This is a genomic window from Staphylococcus simulans (assembly GCF_002902285.1).
Lineage (GTDB): Bacteria > Bacillota > Bacilli > Staphylococcales > Staphylococcaceae > Staphylococcus > Staphylococcus simulans.
The window spans coordinates 13911-34719 of the sequence record NZ_PPRU01000019.1 but is presented as its reverse complement, the minus strand read 5'-3'; the positions used below and the strand labels follow the sequence as shown (position 1 = coordinate 34719).

The window sequence follows — 20809 nt, the reverse complement described above, 5'->3', positions numbered from 1 at the left end:
TTTCTTTATCCTCCTGAAATGTGTTAGACCCCCGTCTTGATATGCCGTAAAAAATCGGCATCACCCCTTTCAAATGGTCAGTGTTTAACTATAATATAGGCAAATTCTTTGGCCTCTGATGCATTCGATATCGACATCCATGTCATAAAGATGTCTTAAGATGCTTGGTTGAATAACTTCGTCTCGTTCACTCGCTTTGACGATTTCGCCATCTTTCATCGCAATTACATCATCTGAATAACTAGACGCAAAGTTGATATCGTGTAATACAATTACAATTGTTTTGCCATGTTCTCGTGTTAGCTTTCTCAATGTTTTCATAATTTCTACTGAATATTTCATGTCTAGATTATTCAGCGGTTCGTCTAATAAGATACATTCTGTATCTTGTGCGATTGTCATCGCAATATAAGCACGTTGACGTTGACCACCTGAAAGTGTTTTAAGATTACGATCTCTGATTTCTTGTAGTTGGAGTAAATCTAAAGCTTCATTGATTTTTTCTTTATCTGTATCGTCTAATCGGCCTTTAGAGTATGGGAAGCGACCGAATGCGACTAATTGTTCGACTGTAATATTTAGTTCAGTATGATTCGTTTGTTTTAAAACTGAAAGCTTCTTCGCAATTTCATTACTTGTAAATGCGCCAATACCTTCGTGTTCAAGTTCTATAGAACCTGTATCTATATCCATTAAACGGCTGACCGCAGATAATAAGGTACTTTTACCTGCCCCGTTTGGACCTATTAATGACGTCAAACGTCCTTTACGAATTTCTACGTTAATATCTTTAAGAATCGGTTTATCATGAATCGTTTTATTTAAATCTTGAACTTGTATCATCATGAATTTCTCCTTTTAATCAATAAGTATACGAAGTAACTTCCTCCGATTAAGTTGATGAGGATACTTACTTCTGTCGTGGCTTCAAATAAATGTTCTACAATCCATTCTGCAGTAAATAAGCTGATCCAGCTTAAAAATATTGTCGCAGGTAATAAGTATTTATGTTCATATGTTTTCATGACTTCATGCGCAATGTTCACAGTTAATAACCCTAAGAATGTAATCGGACCAACAAGCGCTGTAGCGATTGAAGTTAATAACGCGACCATAATCATTAATAAACGTGTCATTCGTGTATAGTTGACACCTAAGTTCAATGCCTGTGCTTTCCCTAATAGTAATACGTCTAAATAAGGCAAGATTTTAATTGTAATTAAAATTAGAATAACTAAGACAATGCTGCTGATGGCAACTAATTTTGAGTTCGATGCATTAAAGTTCGCAAACATTGAACTTTGTACAGCTAAGAAATCTTCAGGGTTGATTACGAGTTCGATAAAGCCAGTGATACTTCTAAAGAATGTACCTAAAATCACGCCGATTAATAAGATAAAGTACACTGAGAAGTTACCGTATTTAAAAACACCCTGGAATAGAATAAGTGCGAATATAATCATTGCGACTAATGTTAACGCAAAGTTGAGATAAATATTTGTCACTGCCATTGATTGAATACCAAAGATAAAGACTAAGACAACTTTGACAAACATATAGACCGCATCTAATCCCATCATAGACGGTGTTAATAATCGGTTGACTGTAATCGCTTGGAATATAATGACAGAGGTACCAATCGCTGCACCGACTAAAATCATTAAAATCAGTTTCCTGATTCGACTTTGTATCTGATACGCAAAGATATCAAAGTCAATGCCTAACAAGAGATATAAAATACCTGTTACCACAACTACACCCAATAATATAAATAATCTGATATTACTTTGTTTATGACTCATAGTTGCGACTCCCTTTAAATAACATTACTAAGAAAATTAATGTCCCGAAGACACCGATAGTCAATCCGATATTGATTTCATATGGATAAACAATCACACGTCCTAAGATGTCGGACACCAATACAAAAATCGCACCTAAGACTGCAGTGTGCGGCAAGGCATTTTTTAAATGGTCTCCTCTATAGATAGACACAATATTCGGCACAATTAAGCCTAAGAACGGTAAAGTACCAACTGTCACAACGACTAATGCGGTCATTGTTGCGGTAATCGTTAAGCCGAACATCATAATTCGATCGTAGTTGACTCCTAAGTTATGGCTGAAGTCTTTACCCATACCAGCAATAGTGAAATAGTTGGCAAAAATATACGTAACAATAAGCAATGGGATGCTTAAATATAAGACTTCGTATCGACCGCTTGTGATAATCGCAAAGTTACCGTTCAACCAGTTCCCAATACTTTGCAGTGCATTCGTCCTTAATGCCACAAACGTTGTTAAACTAGATATAATACCGCCAATCATAATACCGAGTAACGGCACGAATATAACATCTTTAAAACGTATAATTTGAATCAATTTCATAAAGAAGATTGTTCCGCCGATACTAAGTACCATAGCGAATAACAGCTTAATTAAAATATGCGCTTGCGGAAAGAAGATTAATGAGATGAGGATCCCTAGTTTCGCCCACTCCATCGTCCCTGCAGTTGTCGGACTGACGAACTTGTTTTGCATCATCTGTTGCATAATCAGTCCAGCCAGTGCTAAAGAACTGCCTGAAATGATAATACTGACTGTTCTTGGAATACGGCTCGAAACAAGTATATTTTGCTGATCTGCGGTTAAATGAAAAATTTGTGTAATAGAAAGCTGACTAACGCCCACAAACAATGAAAGGATAGTCAAAAATATAAAAAGAATTAATAAAACTGGAAAGCGCATGAGTTGTTTAATCATTTGAAACTCCTATCCCCTCTAAAAACAATTAATGATTAACTGTAACTGATAATCATTTTCACTTACTTTCTATCGTATCAGTTTCTCTCGTTTTATCAATGCTTTTCAAACATTTTCAGGAAAATTCTTTTAAAAATATAGGCTATTCCCTGAGATAGAATGTATTTTTTCTCTCTTTATTTCGATTAACTCTTTTGCTTCAACATATTTTATTTTCAATTACATTTTTTTAAAACAAAAAAAGAGCAATGACTTCAAACTGTTTTCACAGTCAGAATCAATGCTCTTCAAAATGATATTATTTATTTTTCATCATCAAAAATAAAGTCTTCATCACGTAATGCTTCTACGTTTAACGCTAACGTATAACCGTCACCTTTAACTGAGAAGAAGTCATGGTTTTTCGTTGACGTATCTAATGCGTTTTCGATAATTGGGTTGAATTCGCGTTCTTCGAAATAAGGTTCAAAACCTAAGTTCGATAATGCTTTGTTTCCGTTATAACGTACATAGTTCAATACATCATCTGTTAAACCAATTTGGTCATATAGTGAATGTGTATAAGAAACTTCGTTTTTGTATAACTCATCTAATAGTTTATACATTTCTTGATCTGCACGTTGTTTTTCATTTTCTGAAAGTTCATTACGCATGTGTTGCGCATCTAAACCAGTGAACACACCGTGGATAGACTCGTCTAATAAAATCTTACGGATGATTTCACCAGATGTTGTCATACGACCTTGTCCAGCAAGATAAAGTGGATAGTAGAATCCAGAATAGAATAAGAATGTTTCTAAGAACACACTAGATACACGTGCCATATATTGGTCATATACTGATGCATCTTTTCTCCATAATTTATGATAGTTACCCACAATTTTATCTGATTTGAATTTTAAATGTGGTTCTTCAAGTACCCATGTATCTAAAAGATAGTTTGTCTCACTAGATGGTAATAATGTTGTGAAAATGTGAGAATAACTTTTCGCATGGATTTGTTCCATCATACCCATAAATGAGTAGACAGCTTTTTTACGTAAATCTTTTGTATGCATCATGACTAAAGGCATGCCGTCATCAGCTTGATGTGTATCTAAACCTGTTAAACCTGCAAGTGCCTTCTTAAATGTATCTTGTTCTTCTGGTGTTAATGTTTTCCAACTCGCAATATCTTTAGAAACTTTAAATTCAGTTTCTACCCACATTTGGGAGATGTTTTGTCGCCAAAACATGTTTGTCATATCTTCTTGCGTGTTCCAATTGACAGCAATCATCAAAGTGCATTTCCCCATTCTTGATTTTTAATTTTACTCGTTCAAATTCCGTTTAAAAAATTTATATGATTAGAGGAACAACCTCGTTAAGATTGTTCCTTGATAGGCTTCATTAGATTGCGCAGCTTGTACATTCTTCTACGCTTAATAATTTGTTACGTGTATAATAAAGTGATTTTAGACCTTTATGATGTGCATAGACATATAAACGTGCTAATTCACGTGTAGAGATTTCTGAGTTAACGTAAAGGATTGTTGAGATACCTTGGTCAACGTGTTGTTGGATTGTTGCTACTAAATCAATTAAACGCATTTGATCTGTATTGAATGCTGATTTGTAGTACCACATTGTTTGTGGTGATAAGAATGGCATTGGATAGAATGTTTCTGCGTTGCCATACGTACGACGTTCGATTTGGTCAACAATCGGCATTACTGAACTTGTTGCGTTTTGCACGTAAGAAATACTTTGTGTTGGCGCAATCGCAAGACGATAAGCATGATATAAACCATATTGCTTAACATCTTCTGCTAAAGCTTTCCAATCTTCTGCAGTAGGGATTTCTAAACCTTCAAATAAAGGTTTAACTTTTTCGTATTCAGGCACGATATCCGCTTCTGTATACTTTTCAAAGTATTTACCGCTCGCATAATCTGATTTCTCGAATTCTTTATAAGCTTCGCCGCGTTCTTTCGCAATTTGCATTGAACGCTCGATTGAGTAATAGTTCATCATCATAAAGAACACATTTGCGAAGTCTTTTGCTTCTTCAGATTCATAACCGATTTGGTTCTTCGCAAGGTAACCATGCAAGTTCATAACACCTAAACCAACAGAGTGCAATTCACTGTTTGCTTTACGTACACCTGGTGCGTTTTGGATGTTTGCTTCGTCACTTACAACTGTTAAAGCATCCATACCTGTGTGTACAGAATCTCTGAATTTACCTGATTCCATCACATTGACAATGTTCAACGAACCTAAGTTACATGAAATGTCACGTTTGATTTCATCTTCCACACCATAGTCATTGATAATAGATGTTTCTTGTAATTGGAAGATTTCAGTACATAAGTTACTCATTTTGATTTGTCCAATGTTTGAGTTGGCATGTACTTTGTTTGCGTTATCTTTAAACATTAAATAAGGATAACCTGATTGTAATTGTGTTTGAGCAATTGTATTTAACATTTCACGTGCATCTTTTTTACGTTTTAAGACATTCGGATTTTCGACCATTTCATCATAGTATTTATCAAGATCGATATCATCTAATGTTACACCGTATTCATTGTAAACTGTGTGTGGTGCGAACATGTAGAAGTCTTTACCTTCTTTTGCAAGTTCAAAGAATTTAGCAGGTACGATTAAACCTGTAGAAATTGTTGCTAGACGAAGGTCTTCATCTGCGTTTACTTTTTTCGTATCTAAGAATTCTTCAACATCATAGTGGAAGATGTTTAGGTAAACAGCACCAGCACCTGGTCTTTGACCTAATTGGTCTGCGTAGCTGAAGCCGCCTTCAAGTGATTTTGCTACAGGTAAGACACCTTTTGCGACACCTTTGATTCCTTTGATTGCTTCACCACGTGCACGAAGTTTAGATAAGTTGATTGCGACACCGCCGCCGATTTTACTTAATTGTTTCGCTGTTGAATCAATAAAGTTGATAGAGTTTAAGCTGTCATCTACTTCTAATAAGAAACATGATACAAGCTCACCTCTACGGGCACGGCCTGCGTTTAAGAATGTTGGTGTTGCAGGTTGGTAACGTTGTTCAATCATAGATGAAATAAATTGTTTTGCTTGCGCTTTGTCACCATCTGCTAAATAAAGTGCGACAATAGTCACGTGTTGTGTATAGTCTTCTAAATATTGTTTTTTATCGTTTGTTTTTAATGCATAATCTTTGAAGAATTTACTTGCTGACATATAGCTCGCAAATGTAAATGGAATACTGCGTGCATATTCAGTAATTTCTTTTAAGTCTTCTTCACTATATGTTTGGAATACATCTACATAGAAATCATTATCTACAAGATAGTGCAAACGTTCGATTTCTGAATCGAAATAAATCGTATGATCTTTGATTTCTTCTAAATAAACTTCTAGCGCTTCTTGGTCTTTTTCTAAGCTGAAGAAACCATTTTCTTTACGCTTTGTAACCTCATTATTTAACTCAATATGATTGTATTGCTTTTCGTTCATAGTCTTCATATAAATGCCCCACCTTATCTTTAAACTCTTCTACGTCTTTCTTTGTACCTTGTACTTCAAATTTCATTAATAGCGGAACGAGATATTCTCGAGAAATGGTCTCGCTGGCTTTCGCAAAGTTTTGACCCCAGTTACGGTTACCACTGCCGACCACTGCTCTGATCATGTTTCCGTTATGACTTAAAAATGTTTTGACAACATCTGGCACTTCTCCAAAGCCGATTGTACTAGTGACCAATACATAAGGCTCATCCAAGCGCACATCCGCGCAGTTATCATTTGTAATCTCTAAAGTGTCCTCAAATTCAGTTCTTGCAACAAATCGTCTCACGTTACCAGTAAATGAAAAATATACTACCTTCATTGAATCACCCGCTTTCTTACAAAGAACGCGCTTAATCGTCACATAGCGTCATGCACATATTATTCATAATTAAAAAACATGCCAGGCTGCCGTACTGGTATTGCTGTTTCTAAAAAGAAGTTGTGACTGCTGCATGTTTTAGTTTATTTCGATATGTTAAATGCATTGCTCCCTGCCACTACATATTGTGTTGGTAATCAGTTAACCGAGTATTCCTTCACAATACTCTTGTCCAAATAAGTACAATTACTCATATTTCTATTTGCTTAGACATGACTTGTCATCACAACTTTGAACACGATTTCTCAACTATACAGAACATATTGGTTAAACCCCTAACCAATCTGTTCATCTTGCAAATTCTGTGTGAAATTGCCTTAAAATAGTGAAATATAATTTTCTTATTTTTGGACTCGACCACAATATATAGTGTTAGGTTCCGTTCTTCAATACTATATTATGTGATTCATTATACCGAACACCTATTATAATTTCAAAGAGATTCACCCGCTAAAATTTTCTTTAAATTTGTCAAAATTGATGAAAGTAGCGTCATCTCTATGCTTGGCGTTCTTAAATTTTCCCAAAAATCATTTTAAAATAAATAATTGTAATTTTGCTCTTGATTTTTTGAGAATTTGTGTACCGCTTGTCATCACAAGATTCCGCTGATTTGCGTCATGAAAGGCTTAACACAATTTATTCATCAACACAAAATAATCATTCCTTTCAGTTAGTGACGTGTCATTTAATCTAATGGATAGAACGTACGTTCGGTTTATAGTATACCATGTTCATTTTCTTTAGCAAGTCTATATAGGCACTTATTTCTATATATGCTAAGATGATATACGTTAAGTTTTGAGGAAAGTTGAGGAAAGTATATGGATCCAAAAATAAAAGGAATCATTGCGATACTTGTTTCAGCTATAGGATTCAGCTTTATGTCCCTATTTTTCAGACTTGCTGGTGATTTACCCGTCTTCCAGAAGTCACTCGCTAGAAACTTAGTCGCAATGCTCATTCCACTGTATTTCTTATATAAATACAAACAACCCATGTTTGGTAAATTAAGCAGTCAGCCCTTATTAATTGCACGTTCAACCCTTGGTTTAATCGGTGTCTTATTCAACATTTACGCTATAGACCATATGCTGTTAAGTGACGCAGATACATTGATGAAGCTTAATCCTTTCTGGACGATTTTACTCAGTATGATTTTCTTGCATGAGAAAATCCGTAAATATCAAATTACAGCGATGTTAGTCGCAATTGTCGGTATGTTATTTGTTGTACAACCGCAATTCTCTTCAGAAATGATTCCAGCTATCGTCGGATTATTCTCAGGTATTTTCGCCGCATCAGCTTATACTTGTGTACGTGCATTAAGTACAAGAGAAGCACCTTATACGATTGTCTTTTATTTCTCTTTCTTCTCAATTATTGCTTTAATTCCATTCGTTATCTTTACGTATGTACCGATGTCAGGCCTGCAAATGATTTATTTAGTAGGTGCCGGCTTATCAGCTGCTGTCGGTCAAATCGGAATTACACTCGCATATAGTTTTGCACCTGCAAAAGATATTTCAATCTTTACGTATGCTTCCATTATCTTTACAGCGTTAATGGGTATCATTATTTTCGGAGAATCACCGGATTTATATGCTACACTAGGTTATGTCATTATTATCAGTGCCAGCTACTATATGTTCGAAAAAGCACGCAGACAAAGCAGAAAACCAGTACAATCGTCTCATAGAGGAGGAAAATAAATATGTCACAACAAGGCAGAAGCAAAGAAGATTTAGAAGATCTTACATTGCTTGGTAATCAAAATAACCAATATGACTTTAATTATCGTCCAGATGTGTTAGAGTCTTTCGATAATAAACATCAAGGACGCGACTACTTTGTAAAATTCAATTGTCCTGAATTTACATCATTATGTCCGATTACAGGCCAACCAGATTTCGCTACTATCTACATTTCATATATTCCGAATATCAAAATGGTAGAATCTAAATCATTGAAACTTTATTTATTCAGTTTTAGAAATCATGGTGATTTCCACGAAGATTGTATGAATATTATTATGAATGACTTAATTGAATTAATGGATCCGCATTATATTGAAGTTTGGGGTAAATTCACGCCACGCGGCGGTATTTCTATCGACCCTTATACAAACTATGGCCGTCCTGATTCTAAGTATGAAAAAATGGCTGAATATCGCATGATGAATCACGATTTATATCCAGAAACGATAGATAATAGATAATTGCAGATTTATTTGAAGAACAACCTGATTAAATTCGGGTTGTTTTTTATTTTGTGGGAAGCGGATACATAACTTTTTATTACAAAAAATGTAAAAGGTAGCTTCATTAATTTTCAGAATTTTCTTGTATATACACTTTTAATAGCTTAAAATTATTTTAAGTCATTCTTAGGGGGAAATTTATGAACAAGAAACAATATACACGCGAAGAAGTTATTCAAAGCACACCACGAACTGGTTTCTTTGGTCATCCGAAGGGATTAAGCACACTATTCTTCACTGAGTTTTGGGAGAGATTCAGTTACTATGGTATGAAAGCTATTTTAGTTTACTACCTGTATTATTCTGTGGCTAAAGGCGGATTCGGATTAGATGAGTCTGTAGCCATGCAGATTGTTGCTTTATACGGAACGTTAATCTATATGTCTGGGGTTATCGGGGGCTGGATTGCTGACCGTATCACAGGAACACAACACGCTGTGTTCTTCGGCGGTATTCTCATTATGTTCGGTCATATTATTTTAAGTTTACCGGGCAGCCTAACCGCCGTTATGATTGCTTTATTACTCTTGATTATCGGGACAGGTTTGTTAAAACCAAACATTTCTACAACAGTCGGCGAATTATACGATAAAAACGACAACCGTGTTGATGCAGCTTTCACTATTTTCTACATGGGAATTAACTTAGGTGCTTTAATTTCACCTATTTTAACTGGTTACTTACAAACACGTGTTGGTTTCCATGCTGGTTTTGCAACAGCAGCTGTCGGGATGTTTATCGGTTTAGTTGTATACTGGTCTAAACGTAAAAAGTATTTAAATTTAGCAGGGTTATCTGTACATAATCCATTAACAAAAGAAGATACTAAGAAATTCTCTTTAATCGCTTTAGCAATCGTCGCAGCGTTTGCCATTTATTTAATCGTTTTAAAGTCATTCAATGCATTAACAATTGAAAACTTCAGTTTATTAGTTACATTTATCGGAATTGCTTTACCAATTTACATTGTAGTTTACATGCTTGTCAGCAAGAAAGTGACACCAGAAGAAAAATCTCGTGTCGGCAGTTATGTACCGTTATACATCACTTCTGTAGCTTTCTGGATGATCCAAGAACAAGGTTCTACAATCTTGGCAAACTTTGCAGATAAGAAAACAGAATTAAGCTTAGCTAAATTAACAGGCGGCACGATTCATTTCGATATTCCAGCTGCTTGGTTCCAATCATTGAACCCTATCTTTATCGTAGCGTTAGCACCACTCTTTGCGATGTTATGGGTCAAACTCGGCAAACACAACCCACCTACTGTCATTAAATTCGCATTAGGTGCCATCATCGGTGGGGTTTCATATTTAATCATGGTCGTTCCTTTAGCTGGTGGATTAGCACCTGGAGAACTGATTCACCCTATCTGGTTAGTCTTAAGCTTCTTATTAATCACAATCGGTGAGTTATGTATCTCACCTGTCGGTCTAGCTACTACGACAAAACTTGCACCATATGCCTTTACAGCACAAATGATGAGCTTATGGATGTTAAGTAATGCGACTGCCCAAGGTCTGAATGCGCAGCTAGTTGTTGTATACGCTAAAATGGATTCAGGTCAATATTTCTTATACTCTGGTTTACTGACACTAGCTATCGGGGTATTGCTTGTGATTATTTCACCATTTGTACGTCGTGCAATGAAAGGTATTCACTAATACAAAATCGAACAAATTTAGTCTGAAATCTCTCAGAGGTTTCAGGCTTTTTCTATGGTCAATTTTTCACTTTCACTTTTTTGCCATATTTCAATCTGCATACCTTCTTTAGTTAAAATCTTCTCAAATTACGCCTTTTCTTCTAATTAAGCTTGATTAATCATGTTTTATATCTTATTCTTTTCAGAAAATTGTTAATATTTTTATTTTTAGAAAATTATTGAAACTCTCTTTTTTACATAGTAGAATCGAATATAATCCACTCCGTTATAGGATAGAAAGGTCGGGGTTAGTTTGCAGAACAATTTACATCAAAAGCATGTCCAAGAAATACCACAGAAAGGGTTCTTTGGACATCCAAAAGGATTAGGAGTCCTCTTCTTCGTAGAATTTTGGGAGAGATTCAGCTATTACGGAATGCGTGCACTCTTAATCTTTTACATGTTCTTCGCTATTAAAGATGGCGGATTAGGCATGGATAAAACGACTGCACAGTCAGTCATGTCAGTATATGGGTCACTGATCTTTATGACCAGTGTACTTGGCGGCTGGGTCGCAGATAGAATCACAGGTACACGCAGAGCGACAATGTATGGTGCTATTTTAATTATTATCGGTCATGTTTTCTTAAGCTTGCCGTTAGCACAAACAGGACTATTCATTTCAATGTTCTTTATCATCGTAGGTTCAGGACTTATGAAACCGAATATCTCTAATATTGTAGGTCGCTTGTATCCTGAAAACGATAAACGTATCGATTCAGGGTTTGTTATTTTCTACATGTCCGTAAACATGGGTGCCCTTGCTGCGCCATTAATTTTAGACCAATTCTCTAAAGGTCATATGTTCCACCAAGGTTTCTTAATCGCAGCAATCGGTATGACACTCGCATTGGTTATTTATCTTTTATTCAACAGACGTAACTTAGGTAACGTTGGTTCAGCGCCGACAAACCCATTGAACGCAGTTGAAAAGAAACGTTATTCAATGATTACAGGTATTGTAGTCGTAGTCATCGCACTTGTATTAATCATCACTGGTTTAACTGGTACATTATCATTCAACTTAGTCAGCACAACTGTCTTAATCTTAGGTATTGCCTTACCAGTCTCTTACTTTACAACTATGATTAGAAGTAAAGAGGTTACAGATGATGAACGCTCACGTGTTATTTCATTTATTCCGTTATTCATTATTGGGGTAATTTTCTGGTCTATCCAGGAACAAGGTTCTAACGTTTTAAACATCTACGCATTTACAGGCACAGATATGAAATTGAATTTATTCGGTTGGACAACTGATTTTGGTAAAACATACTTCCAATCAATCAACCCATTATTCATTGTATTATTTGCGCCAGTATTGTCTTATGTTTGGAAGAAAATGGGAGATCGCCAACCAAGCCTTGCGACTAAATTTATTTGGGGTGCTTGGTTAGCAGGTATTTCATACATCTTAGTAGCGGTAGTCATGATGACTTCTGGCGGCAGCACAGTATCCGTAAACTGGGTTATTCTGTCATACATCATTTGCGTAGTCGGTGAGCTTTGCTTATCACCAACAGGCAGCAGTGCTGCAGTAAAATTAGCACCAAAAGCTTTCAACTCTCAAATGATGAGCTTATGGTTATTAACAAACGCTACTGCACAAGCCATTAACGGAACACTTGTTAAATTAATCGAACCGTTAGGCTATCAAAACTACTTCTTATTCCTAGGAGTTCTAGCAGTAGTTATCGGCTTAATCGCATTTATGTTTGTACCAAAGATTATTAAAGGTATGCGCGGCATACGTTAACACATAAAAGAAGCATCAAATGCTATTCAAAATAGTGGTTTGATGCTTCTTTTTTTATGTCATTACTTAATTCAACTATAAATGTAGAATAAGAAAAAGACGGGTGACCCCGTCTGTAAAATTTCCTTATTTATTTCCTAAGAAATATTGTTCAACTTCTTTCCAGTTATTGACACGATCGAAGTCTTTATTGTGGATGTTATGTTGTGCTGTATACATCACTGGTTTCCCTGTAAAGCGTGCAAGTTGTCTTGGATTGTCATCGATTAAATAATCTGCTTTGACAATATTCTTTCTACCGCAGAAGACAAATTGTTGCGGATCTAAGAATGGGAAGTGTACTCTTAACCATTCATATTTTTCATGGAATGAAGTCGGCACATCCATTGCGGCTGTCGCAATATAAATATCATAGTGTTCAGCTAACTTCTTCACCACTTCTTGTGAATCTTTAATAACTTCTAAATTCTTAAAGAATCCTGGTTGTTTTAATACTTCATCAAGTACCCCTTCATGTTCAGGCATAAAGTGACGTAGTTTATTTCCATCTAATAACGCCTCTTTAATACCTAAATCTGTGCGTTTATTCACTTCTTCAATCAATGCTTTGATTGTATCTGCTAAAACTTCATCCATATCAATCGCTATTGATTCTCTCTTCATTACTGATAGCAACTTCCTTTCCTTTTCTTCTCTTCGAGTATAGCATATTTATTTTATAGAGTTGTGAAGTCTGATTTGAAAATATGTAAAGTAAAAACAAGTATCAACACGAAATTATGTTGATACTTGTTTTGTTATCGGTTATGCTTCAAAATCAAAGTCTTTAAGCACTTCGATCATTTTATCATTTTGTTCTGGGAAGCCAATGGTAATACGTACACCAATTGGGAACTCACGCGTAATACATCCGACTTTTAATAACGCTTTATATAAGTCATGCGGACGTTTCGTATTCACAAAGACAAAGTTCGTTTGGCTGTCAAAGAAATGTTTGCTTTCTGGAATTTCAAAGAATTTTGCACGTTCCTCAGCATTTTTTTGTTGAATGTCTTTTAAGTAATCTTGATCTTGATATGCTGCGACTGCCGCATATTCTGATAAGCGCCCTACGTTAAACGGTGGACGAATAATATTATAGTTATGAATTGCTTCTTCAGTCGCAATGATATAACCGACTCTTAGACCTGCTAGACCATATGCTTTAGAGAACGTACGCATTAAGAACGCATTTGGGAAACGTTCTTGTAACTTTAATGTATCTGGGAAATCTTCCGCAGTCACAAATTCAAAGTATGCTTCATCAACTAAAACTGGAATATGACTTGGCACTTTTTCTAAGAACGCTTCTAAATCATCATGTGTCACATATGTGCCTGTCGGGTTATTTGGATTACAAATCCATACTAATGCAGTGTCTTCATCAATCGCTTCTAAAATACCATCTAAATCGAATTGACCATTAGATTTTAAAGGTACTTGTACGACCTCTGCCGCTTCTACAATCGCATTATGATAATACTGACCAAATGTCGCTTGGCTTGTCACAATCTTGTCTCCAGGCGTTAATACCGCACGAGAAATCATTAAGATAACCTCATCTAAGCCAGCTCCAAATAAAATACGATTTTCATCAATGCCTAACCCTTCCGCAATTTCCTTGCGTAATGTCGGTGCACCTGTTTCAGGATAATACAACACTTCATCTACATGCGCTTTAATCGCTTCTTTCGCTTTAGGTGAAGGACCATATAAGTTTTCGTTTGATGCTAGTTTATGTAATTCAATGTCTAAACCGAATTCTTCTTTTAACGCTCTTGGTGATAAGCCTGGTTGATACGCTGAGAGCTGTTTAATTTGTTCTTTCATAGATACATCTGCCTCCTCAAAATGTTGTTTCTAATAATTTTAAATTTACTGACAATTATATACCTTTAAGTAACCCTTTGGCAACGACAAATTTATTGTACCTCGATTATGTTAAAACTAAAAAGAAAGCCTGAGTTACAATACCCAGACTTTCTTATTCATATTACTTAACTAAATTGTGTTTCTCTAAATACTCTTTTGCCACATGATACGGATCTTCATCTTTCACTGTGACTTTGTAGTTCATTTCTTGCATTTCTTCATCAGTGATTTTACCTGCTAATTTATTGAGCGGTTTGATGATTTCAGGATGTTCTTTGAGATATTTCTCTTTAAACATCGGTGCACCTTGATATGGTGGGAAGACGTGTTTGTCATCTTCTAAAATGACCATATCGTATTGTTTCAACTCTGCATCTGTTGAATAAGCATCAATTAAATTGATGTCACCTTTTTCAACAGCTTGATAACGTAATTTCGGTTCCATTGTACGAACTTTATTAAAGTTTAAATCATATGCTTTAGAAATGGCTTTATAACCGTCAGGACGGTCATTAAATTCTAAAGTGAAACCAGGTTTGATATCATCTTCAACTTTTTGTAAATCACCAATTGTTTTCAATCCGTGTTTCTTCGCAAAGTCACGCTTCACAGCTAATGTGTAAGTGTTGTTGTATTTCATCGGTTTCAACATCGTCATGTTTTCTTTTTTCTCTAGACTTTGTTTTGCCTGTTCGTACACTTTAGCTTCTTCTTTGGATTTCAGTGGTTCTTTAGTTAATTCACCTAAAACTGTTCCTGTAAATTCTAAATAGCCATCAATATCGCCAGATTTTAAAGCATTGAATAAGAATGATGTTTTACCCATGCCATCTTTAACATCCACTGTGTTGTCTGTTTCTTCTTCGATTAAAATCTTATACATATTCGTAATGATTGATGGTTCTGAACCAAGCTTGCCGGCAATCGTGATTTTATCGCCTTTGCCGCCTAACATTGGGATAACAATAACAAGCGCTACAACTAACACGATAGTGCCTAAAGTAATCAACAATTTCTTATATGATAGTTTCTGCATGAAACGTAAGGCTAAGTCAAAGACAATCGCCAAAATAGCAGCTGGAATCGCACCTAATAAAATTAACGAACTGTTGTTACGGTCGATACCCAATAAGATTAAATCACCAAGGCCGCCTGCACCGATTAATGCTGCAAGTGTTGCAGTACCAATGATTAACACCATTGCTGTACGAATACCTGCCATAATAATCGGCATCGCAATCGGCAACTCAACTTTCGTCAAACGACGTCCAGGTTTCATTCCGATACCTTTCGCTGCTTCAACAAGAGACGGATCAACTTCCTTAATACCAGTATATGTATTGCGTAGAATTGGCAGTAACGCATATACAACTAATGCAATAATCGCTGGCACTGTTCCAATACCAAACAATGGAATCATTAGTCCTAATAAAGCTAGTGAAGGAATCGTCTGCATCACAGCGGCAACGTTGATGACCGCTTCAGAAAAATGTTTTGTTTTCGTCAGTAAGATACCAAGCGGTACTCCGATTAAACAAGCAATTAACAATGCGATAAAGGAAATTTGTATATGTTCTAACAGCGTGCTCAGCAATTCCCCTTTTCGCTCTGAGAATGTTTGAAAGAATGCATTCATGATACGTCACCTCTCTTACTTTGAGCTAAAAACTTAAAGACATCTTCTCGTGTTAAGAGATGGTGTTGATCATGTTGTTTAATTACGACACTAGGATAGTGTGTTAAATCTTCATATACCTTGTTTAAAGGTGTATCTGGCAACAACACCGGTAAATCGTTTGGTGTATCAACTGTTTTAAGTTGTTTGCCTTGCAGAAGTTTTTCAAGCGTTAATCGAGACGTATCCGCATGGTCATATTGATTAATAAACTGTCTTACAAAATCATTCTTAGGATGTTGCATAAAGCCATCAGGTGTATCGATTTGTTCTACACGTCCATCATTAAATAAACAAATGCGATCTGCTAATTTCATCGCTTCATTAATATCATGTGTCACAAAGACAATGGTTTTTCTGATTTTAGCTTGCAGCTCAATCAAATCTTCTTGTAAATTCGTACGACTGATTGGATCTAAGGCACTAAATGGTTCGTCCATTAAAATCACTGGCGGATCTGCAGCTAATGCACGTACAACACCGACACGTTGACGTTGTCCGCCTGATAATTCATCTGGTTTGCGATCGCGATATGTATCAGGATCTAGATTCACCATCTCAAGCAACTCATCAATACGCTTGTCTATCTTAGCTTTGTCCCAACCTTTCATTTGCGGTACTTGCGCAATGTTTTCCTTAACCGTCATATGCGGAAATAACGCGATTTGTTGAAGGACATAACCCATATCCCAACGCATTTCATAAACAGGAAAATCACTGATTGGTTTGTCTTTGAAATAAATATAGCCTTTCGTTAAAGGAATCAATCTGTTAATCATCTTTAATGTTGTTGTTTTACCACTGCCGGAAGGACCAATTAAAACGAAGAACTCACCTTCTTCAATGTTAAAACTGACATCTTCGACAGCCATTTTATTACCGTATTGCTTCGAAACGTTTTTTAACTCAATCATGCATAGGTCACCCACATTCTATTTCTATTTAAAAAAAAGAACAGCAAGCTCACACTATCGTTAGCACAGTGAAACTTGCTGTTCTGTATTTAAATCTATTAAACTTGCGCTTTATAATTATGAATCGTTTCAATAAATTGAGGACAGTAATGTTTCAATTTATAACTACCGACACCGTCAATCGCAATCATTTCTTGTTTAGATTCAGGTTTACGTTTGGCGAATTCTTCAAGTGTAAAATCAGTAAAAATACTAATCGGTGCTACATTTAATTTCTCGCTGAGTTCTTGTCTGACTTGTACTAATGCGTCAAACAATGCTCTATCGACACCTTCAATAGTATTGATATTGACTTTTTCACGAGATTTTTTCTTGAATGGTACAGTATAAATTTTTAAATCCTCACTTAGTATTTGCTTAACCTTTTTATCACAAGTTAAAACCTCATCATTTTCGTTTAAGAAGCCTTTGAAGCGCAATTCATCAATTAAATGACTACATTCTGATGTCGTATACTCTTTCATAATACCGAAAGTTGATAATTTGTCATATCGGTTATACTTGATGTAATCAGACAACTCGCCTCTCAGCACTTGAATAATCACACCATAAGTCTCTTGTTGACCCATACGCACCACACAACTGATGATTTTCTTCGCTTCATTCGTCATATCATACGTTTTATTTTCATTACGACAATTACTGCAGCGGCCACATTCTTCTAATTTTTCATTTGGCTCGAAATAATGAACCAATGTAGCTTCTAAACACTTCTTTGTTTTGGTATATTGAATCATTTTATTGAGCTTCTCACCCATTTTTTCTTTATAGTCATCATCACCCTTAGAAGATGAAATAAAGAATTGATGCAGATTAATATCACGTTCACTAAACAGTAAGATACATTCACTTGTTAAGCCATCACGTCCTGCACGCCCAGCTTCTTGATAATAAGATTCTAAATCTCCTGGCATATTGTAATGAATGACATATCTCACGTTAGATTTATCAATCCCCATACCAAACGCATTCGTCGCAATTACAACTTTAATGCGATCAAAGACAAAATCATTTTGTGCTTCATCACGCTCTTTATTCGTTAAACCTGCATGATAAATGGCACTGCTGATATTTTGATCTTCAAATACTTGTTGAAGTTCTTCAACTTGTTTTCTTGTTGAACAATAAATAATCCCTGCTTGTTGTTTGTGTGCCTTTACATAATCCATCACAAATTTTTGCCTCTGATATGTCGGATTGACTTTAAAGACTAAATTAGGACGTTTGATACTTGTTTTTACTCGGTTCGCACCTGAGATATGCAGGCGTTCCATAATATCTTTTTGTACTTCAACAGTAGCTGTTGCGGTTAAAGCAGCAATCGCAAAGTCCTGCGGCAAGCAAAGGACTTTATCAATGACTTGTTGGTAACTTGGTCTGAAATCATGTCCCCACTTAGAAATACAGTGTGCTTCATCAAAAGCAACTAAGTGAATATCTAATCCGAATAACAACTGCATAAATTGACGATTCTCAAAACGTTCAGGCGCCGCGTATAAGAATTGAATCTTACCTTGACGTAAATCTTCTTCAATCGCTCGTTGTTCTTTTTGCGATAAGCTGCTGTTTAAAAATGCAGCGTTAATGCCCATCGCTTTTAATTGATCGACTTGGTCTTTCATTAATGAAATTAATGGGCTGATCACAATTGTCACGCCGCCCGTTATCAATCCAGGCACTTGATAACATAATGATTTACCGCCGCCAGTAGGTAATACCCCTAGCACATTCTTTTTGTCTAGTATTTTGGAAATAATCTCCCTTTGTCCTGGACGGAAATCTTTATATCCAAAATAATGCGATAATGTCGTTTCCATAAAATTGACCCCTTATTGTTCTTTTAATTCTTCTAATTCGCTCCATCGTGTCATGTCTTCTTCATATTGTGATTCTAATGCTTCTTTTTCAGTATTCAGTTCTTGAATTTTCGCATAATCATCACTTGCGTCTACCATCTCTTGTTCAATCACTTCTAGACGCGCTTCAGTCTCTTCAATACGTTCCATAATCGTATCGTATTCACGTTTTTCTTTATAAGACAATCCCTTACGTTGTCTTTCTTTTTGAACTTTTGGTTGAGCTTTAGCAACTGCTTGTTGTTTCTCTTGTTCTTGCTTATAAGCTTCATAGTCTTCAAAACTTCCAATAACACGCTCAATTTGACCGTCATGCACATACCAATATTCTTGTGCAACTTTATTTAAGAAATAGCGATCATGGCTGACAGTAATAACTGTGCCGCCGAAAGTTGCGATATAGTCCTCAAGAATAGTTAGCGTTTCAGTATCTAAGTCATTTGTCGGCTCATCAAGCAACAATACATTCGGTTGATGAACCAATAATCTTAGTAAATACAAGCGTTTTTGTTCGCCACCGGAAAGTTTATATACTTTTTTACCGTGTGTAGCACTTGGGAATAAGAAACGCTCTAACAATTGTGTTACTGACACCGTCGTACCATCTTTTTCTTTCGCAACTTCACTTTCTTCTCTTAAGAAATCTATCACACGGATATCTCTATCTAAACGTTCATCCGTTTGTTTAAAGTAAGCTGTTTTGACTGTTTGGCCGATTTTCAGTTCTCCACTGAAGTCAGTATCTTCACCAGCAAGAATATTTAACAACGTCGTTTTGCCTGCACCGTTAGGTCCGACAATCCCGATTTGTTGACCGTTTTGTATGATTTGCGTCACATGTTCAAATAACGTTTTATCCGCAATGCTTTTAGATACATCATCTAGTTCAAAGACTTGTTTACCTAAACGAGAATGCGCTAGGTTCAATTGTCCGCTTTCACGTGTTGTTTGATTTTTTACTTGTGATTCTAAATCACTAAAGCGGTTAATACGTGCTTGTTGTTTTGTTGTTCTTGCTTTTGCACCTGCACGCATCCAAGCAAGTTCTTGTTTATATAAAGCACGTGCTTTTTGGTTTTGTTGCTGCTCTATTTGTTCGTTCTCCGCACGCATCGCAATATAGTCTTCATAGTTACCTTGATAAGTCGTTAATTTACCTCTATCCAATTCAATAATGCGTGTTGAAACTTCATTTAAGAAATAACGATCATGCGTTACAAACAACACAGTATGCGGATATTGTTTTACGTAGTTGATCAACCATTTTATTGAATCGAAATCTAAATGGTTGGTCGGTTCATCTAGTAATAATAAGTCTGGCTGTTCAATTAATGTTTTTGCTAAAATGACACGTTTTTGTTGGCCGCCTGATAACGATTTAACCGATACAGATGTATCATGAATACCGAGTTTAGATAAAATCGTTTTAACTTCTGCACTATAGTCCCATGCTTCTGCTTGGTCCATCGCCTCTTGCATTTTCATCATGTGGTTTAAGTTTTGGTCATTTTGCGTTTGGCTATACTCTTGTACTGCTTTTTCATAGTCTCTGATTAACTTCACCGTATCTGTATCTGCACTCAAAACTTCTTCCAGCACTGTTCTGTCTTTCGTTAAATCTTGCTTTTGAGAAGAATAACGAATGCGATAATCATTCGGACAATTCACTTCTGCTTCAAAGTCATCATCCAGCCCTGCGATGACTTTTAGTAATGTACTTTTACCTGTACCGTTAATCCCTACAAGTCCGATACGTTCATGTGCTGAAACAGATAAGTGCAAGTCATCAAAAATCACTTTATCTGCATAGGATTTATGTAAATGTTCAATTTTATACGCTTCCATGTCATGCCTCCACTTATGTTCAGTCCGTTCATTTAATTGAGTTTTCAACCTTTATCTCAATTTTCAGTTCTATATATTATACACCCTTTGCACGTCAAAAGATACTGTTACAGGTTCATCTTAAGCGGATAATTGTGTAAGTTTT

General features: G+C 35.9%; 16 protein-coding genes. 4 read left to right on the top strand and 12 right to left on the bottom strand.

Going from position 1 to position 20809, the window contains the following annotated elements:
• Positions 1-84: 84 nt before the first annotated feature.
• From CD112_RS05475 to nrdI, 6 genes are all read right to left on the bottom strand, one after another.
• Entirely contained in the window at positions 85-843 is a 759-nt protein-coding gene (locus CD112_RS05475) for an iron ABC transporter ATP-binding protein (RefSeq protein WP_002481527.1), read from the bottom strand.
• Complete coding sequence (locus CD112_RS05470) at positions 843-1802, bottom strand: iron chelate uptake ABC transporter family permease subunit (RefSeq protein ID WP_002481526.1); 960 nt, start codon at positions 1800-1802, stop codon at positions 843-845. Before CD112_RS05470 ends, CD112_RS05475 begins: the two co-directional genes overlap by 1 nt.
• A complete protein-coding gene (locus CD112_RS05465; protein ID WP_174165801.1) occupies positions 1792-2748 on the bottom strand; it encodes an ABC transporter permease in 957 nt (318 codons plus the stop codon). The genes CD112_RS05470 and CD112_RS05465 overlap by 11 nt, the downstream gene beginning before the upstream one ends.
• A gap of 317 nt (positions 2749-3065) precedes the next feature.
• Positions 3066-4040 carry a class 1b ribonucleoside-diphosphate reductase subunit beta gene (gene nrdF / locus CD112_RS05460; protein ID WP_002481524.1) on the bottom strand — a complete coding sequence of 325 codons (975 nt, stop codon included), beginning with the start codon at positions 4038-4040 and terminating at the stop codon, positions 3066-3068.
• A 112-nt stretch (positions 4041-4152) separates the two neighbouring features.
• Complete coding sequence (gene nrdE / locus CD112_RS05455; protein ID WP_023015386.1) at positions 4153-6258, bottom strand: class 1b ribonucleoside-diphosphate reductase subunit alpha; 2106 nt, start codon at positions 6256-6258, stop codon at positions 4153-4155.
• Positions 6221-6622, bottom strand: coding sequence for a class Ib ribonucleoside-diphosphate reductase assembly flavoprotein NrdI (gene nrdI, locus CD112_RS05450; RefSeq protein WP_023015387.1), 402 nt, complete (start codon positions 6620-6622; stop codon positions 6221-6223). The genes nrdE and nrdI overlap by 38 nt, the downstream gene beginning before the upstream one ends.
• An 884-nt stretch (positions 6623-7506) precedes the next feature.
• Here nrdI and CD112_RS05445 point away from each other — a divergent pair.
• The 4 genes from CD112_RS05445 to CD112_RS05430 all read left to right on the top strand — a co-directional run bounded on the left by CD112_RS05445 (position 7507) and on the right by CD112_RS05430 (position 12403).
• Positions 7507-8394: a DMT family transporter gene (locus CD112_RS05445; protein ID WP_002481521.1), complete on the top strand. Its 888-nt coding sequence runs from the start codon at positions 7507-7509 to the stop codon at positions 8392-8394.
• Between the two features lie 2 nt (positions 8395-8396).
• Positions 8397-8900 (top strand): preQ(1) synthase, encoded by a 504-nt coding sequence (gene queF / locus CD112_RS05440; protein ID WP_002481520.1) that lies wholly within the window; start codon positions 8397-8399, stop codon positions 8898-8900.
• A 182-nt stretch (positions 8901-9082) separates the two neighbouring features.
• Entirely contained in the window at positions 9083-10606 is a 1524-nt protein-coding gene (locus CD112_RS05435; protein WP_103363972.1) for a peptide MFS transporter, read from the top strand.
• Between the two features lie 294 nt (positions 10607-10900).
• Positions 10901-12403, top strand: a complete 1503-nt coding sequence (locus CD112_RS05430) for a peptide MFS transporter (protein WP_002481518.1) — start codon at positions 10901-10903, stop codon at positions 12401-12403.
• Between the two features lie 126 nt (positions 12404-12529).
• On the opposite strand, the gene CD112_RS05425 is transcribed toward CD112_RS05430, so the two are convergent.
• From CD112_RS05425 to CD112_RS05400, 6 genes are all read right to left on the bottom strand, one after another.
• A complete protein-coding gene (locus CD112_RS05425) occupies positions 12530-13066 on the bottom strand; it encodes a 5' nucleotidase, NT5C type (protein ID WP_002481517.1) in 537 nt (178 codons plus the stop codon).
• Between the two features lie 141 nt (positions 13067-13207).
• Positions 13208-14272: a histidinol-phosphate transaminase gene (gene hisC, locus CD112_RS05420; protein WP_060804120.1), complete on the bottom strand. Its 1065-nt coding sequence runs from the start codon at positions 14270-14272 to the stop codon at positions 13208-13210.
• 163 nt (positions 14273-14435) lie between these two features.
• Positions 14436-15950, bottom strand: coding sequence for an ABC transporter permease/substrate-binding protein (locus tag CD112_RS05415; protein ID WP_103363971.1), 1515 nt, complete (start codon positions 15948-15950; stop codon positions 14436-14438).
• Positions 15947-16903 (bottom strand): ABC transporter ATP-binding protein, encoded by a 957-nt coding sequence (locus CD112_RS05410; RefSeq protein ID WP_103363970.1) that lies wholly within the window; start codon positions 16901-16903, stop codon positions 15947-15949. The genes CD112_RS05415 and CD112_RS05410 overlap by 4 nt, the downstream gene beginning before the upstream one ends.
• A gap of 98 nt (positions 16904-17001) precedes the next feature.
• A complete protein-coding gene (gene recQ, locus CD112_RS05405; protein WP_103363969.1) occupies positions 17002-18780 on the bottom strand; it encodes a DNA helicase RecQ in 1779 nt (592 codons plus the stop codon).
• A 12-nt stretch (positions 18781-18792) separates the two neighbouring features.
• Positions 18793-20664: an ABC-F family ATP-binding cassette domain-containing protein gene (locus tag CD112_RS05400; RefSeq protein WP_103363968.1), complete on the bottom strand. Its 1872-nt coding sequence runs from the start codon at positions 20662-20664 to the stop codon at positions 18793-18795.
• Positions 20665-20809: the final 145 nt, after the last annotated feature.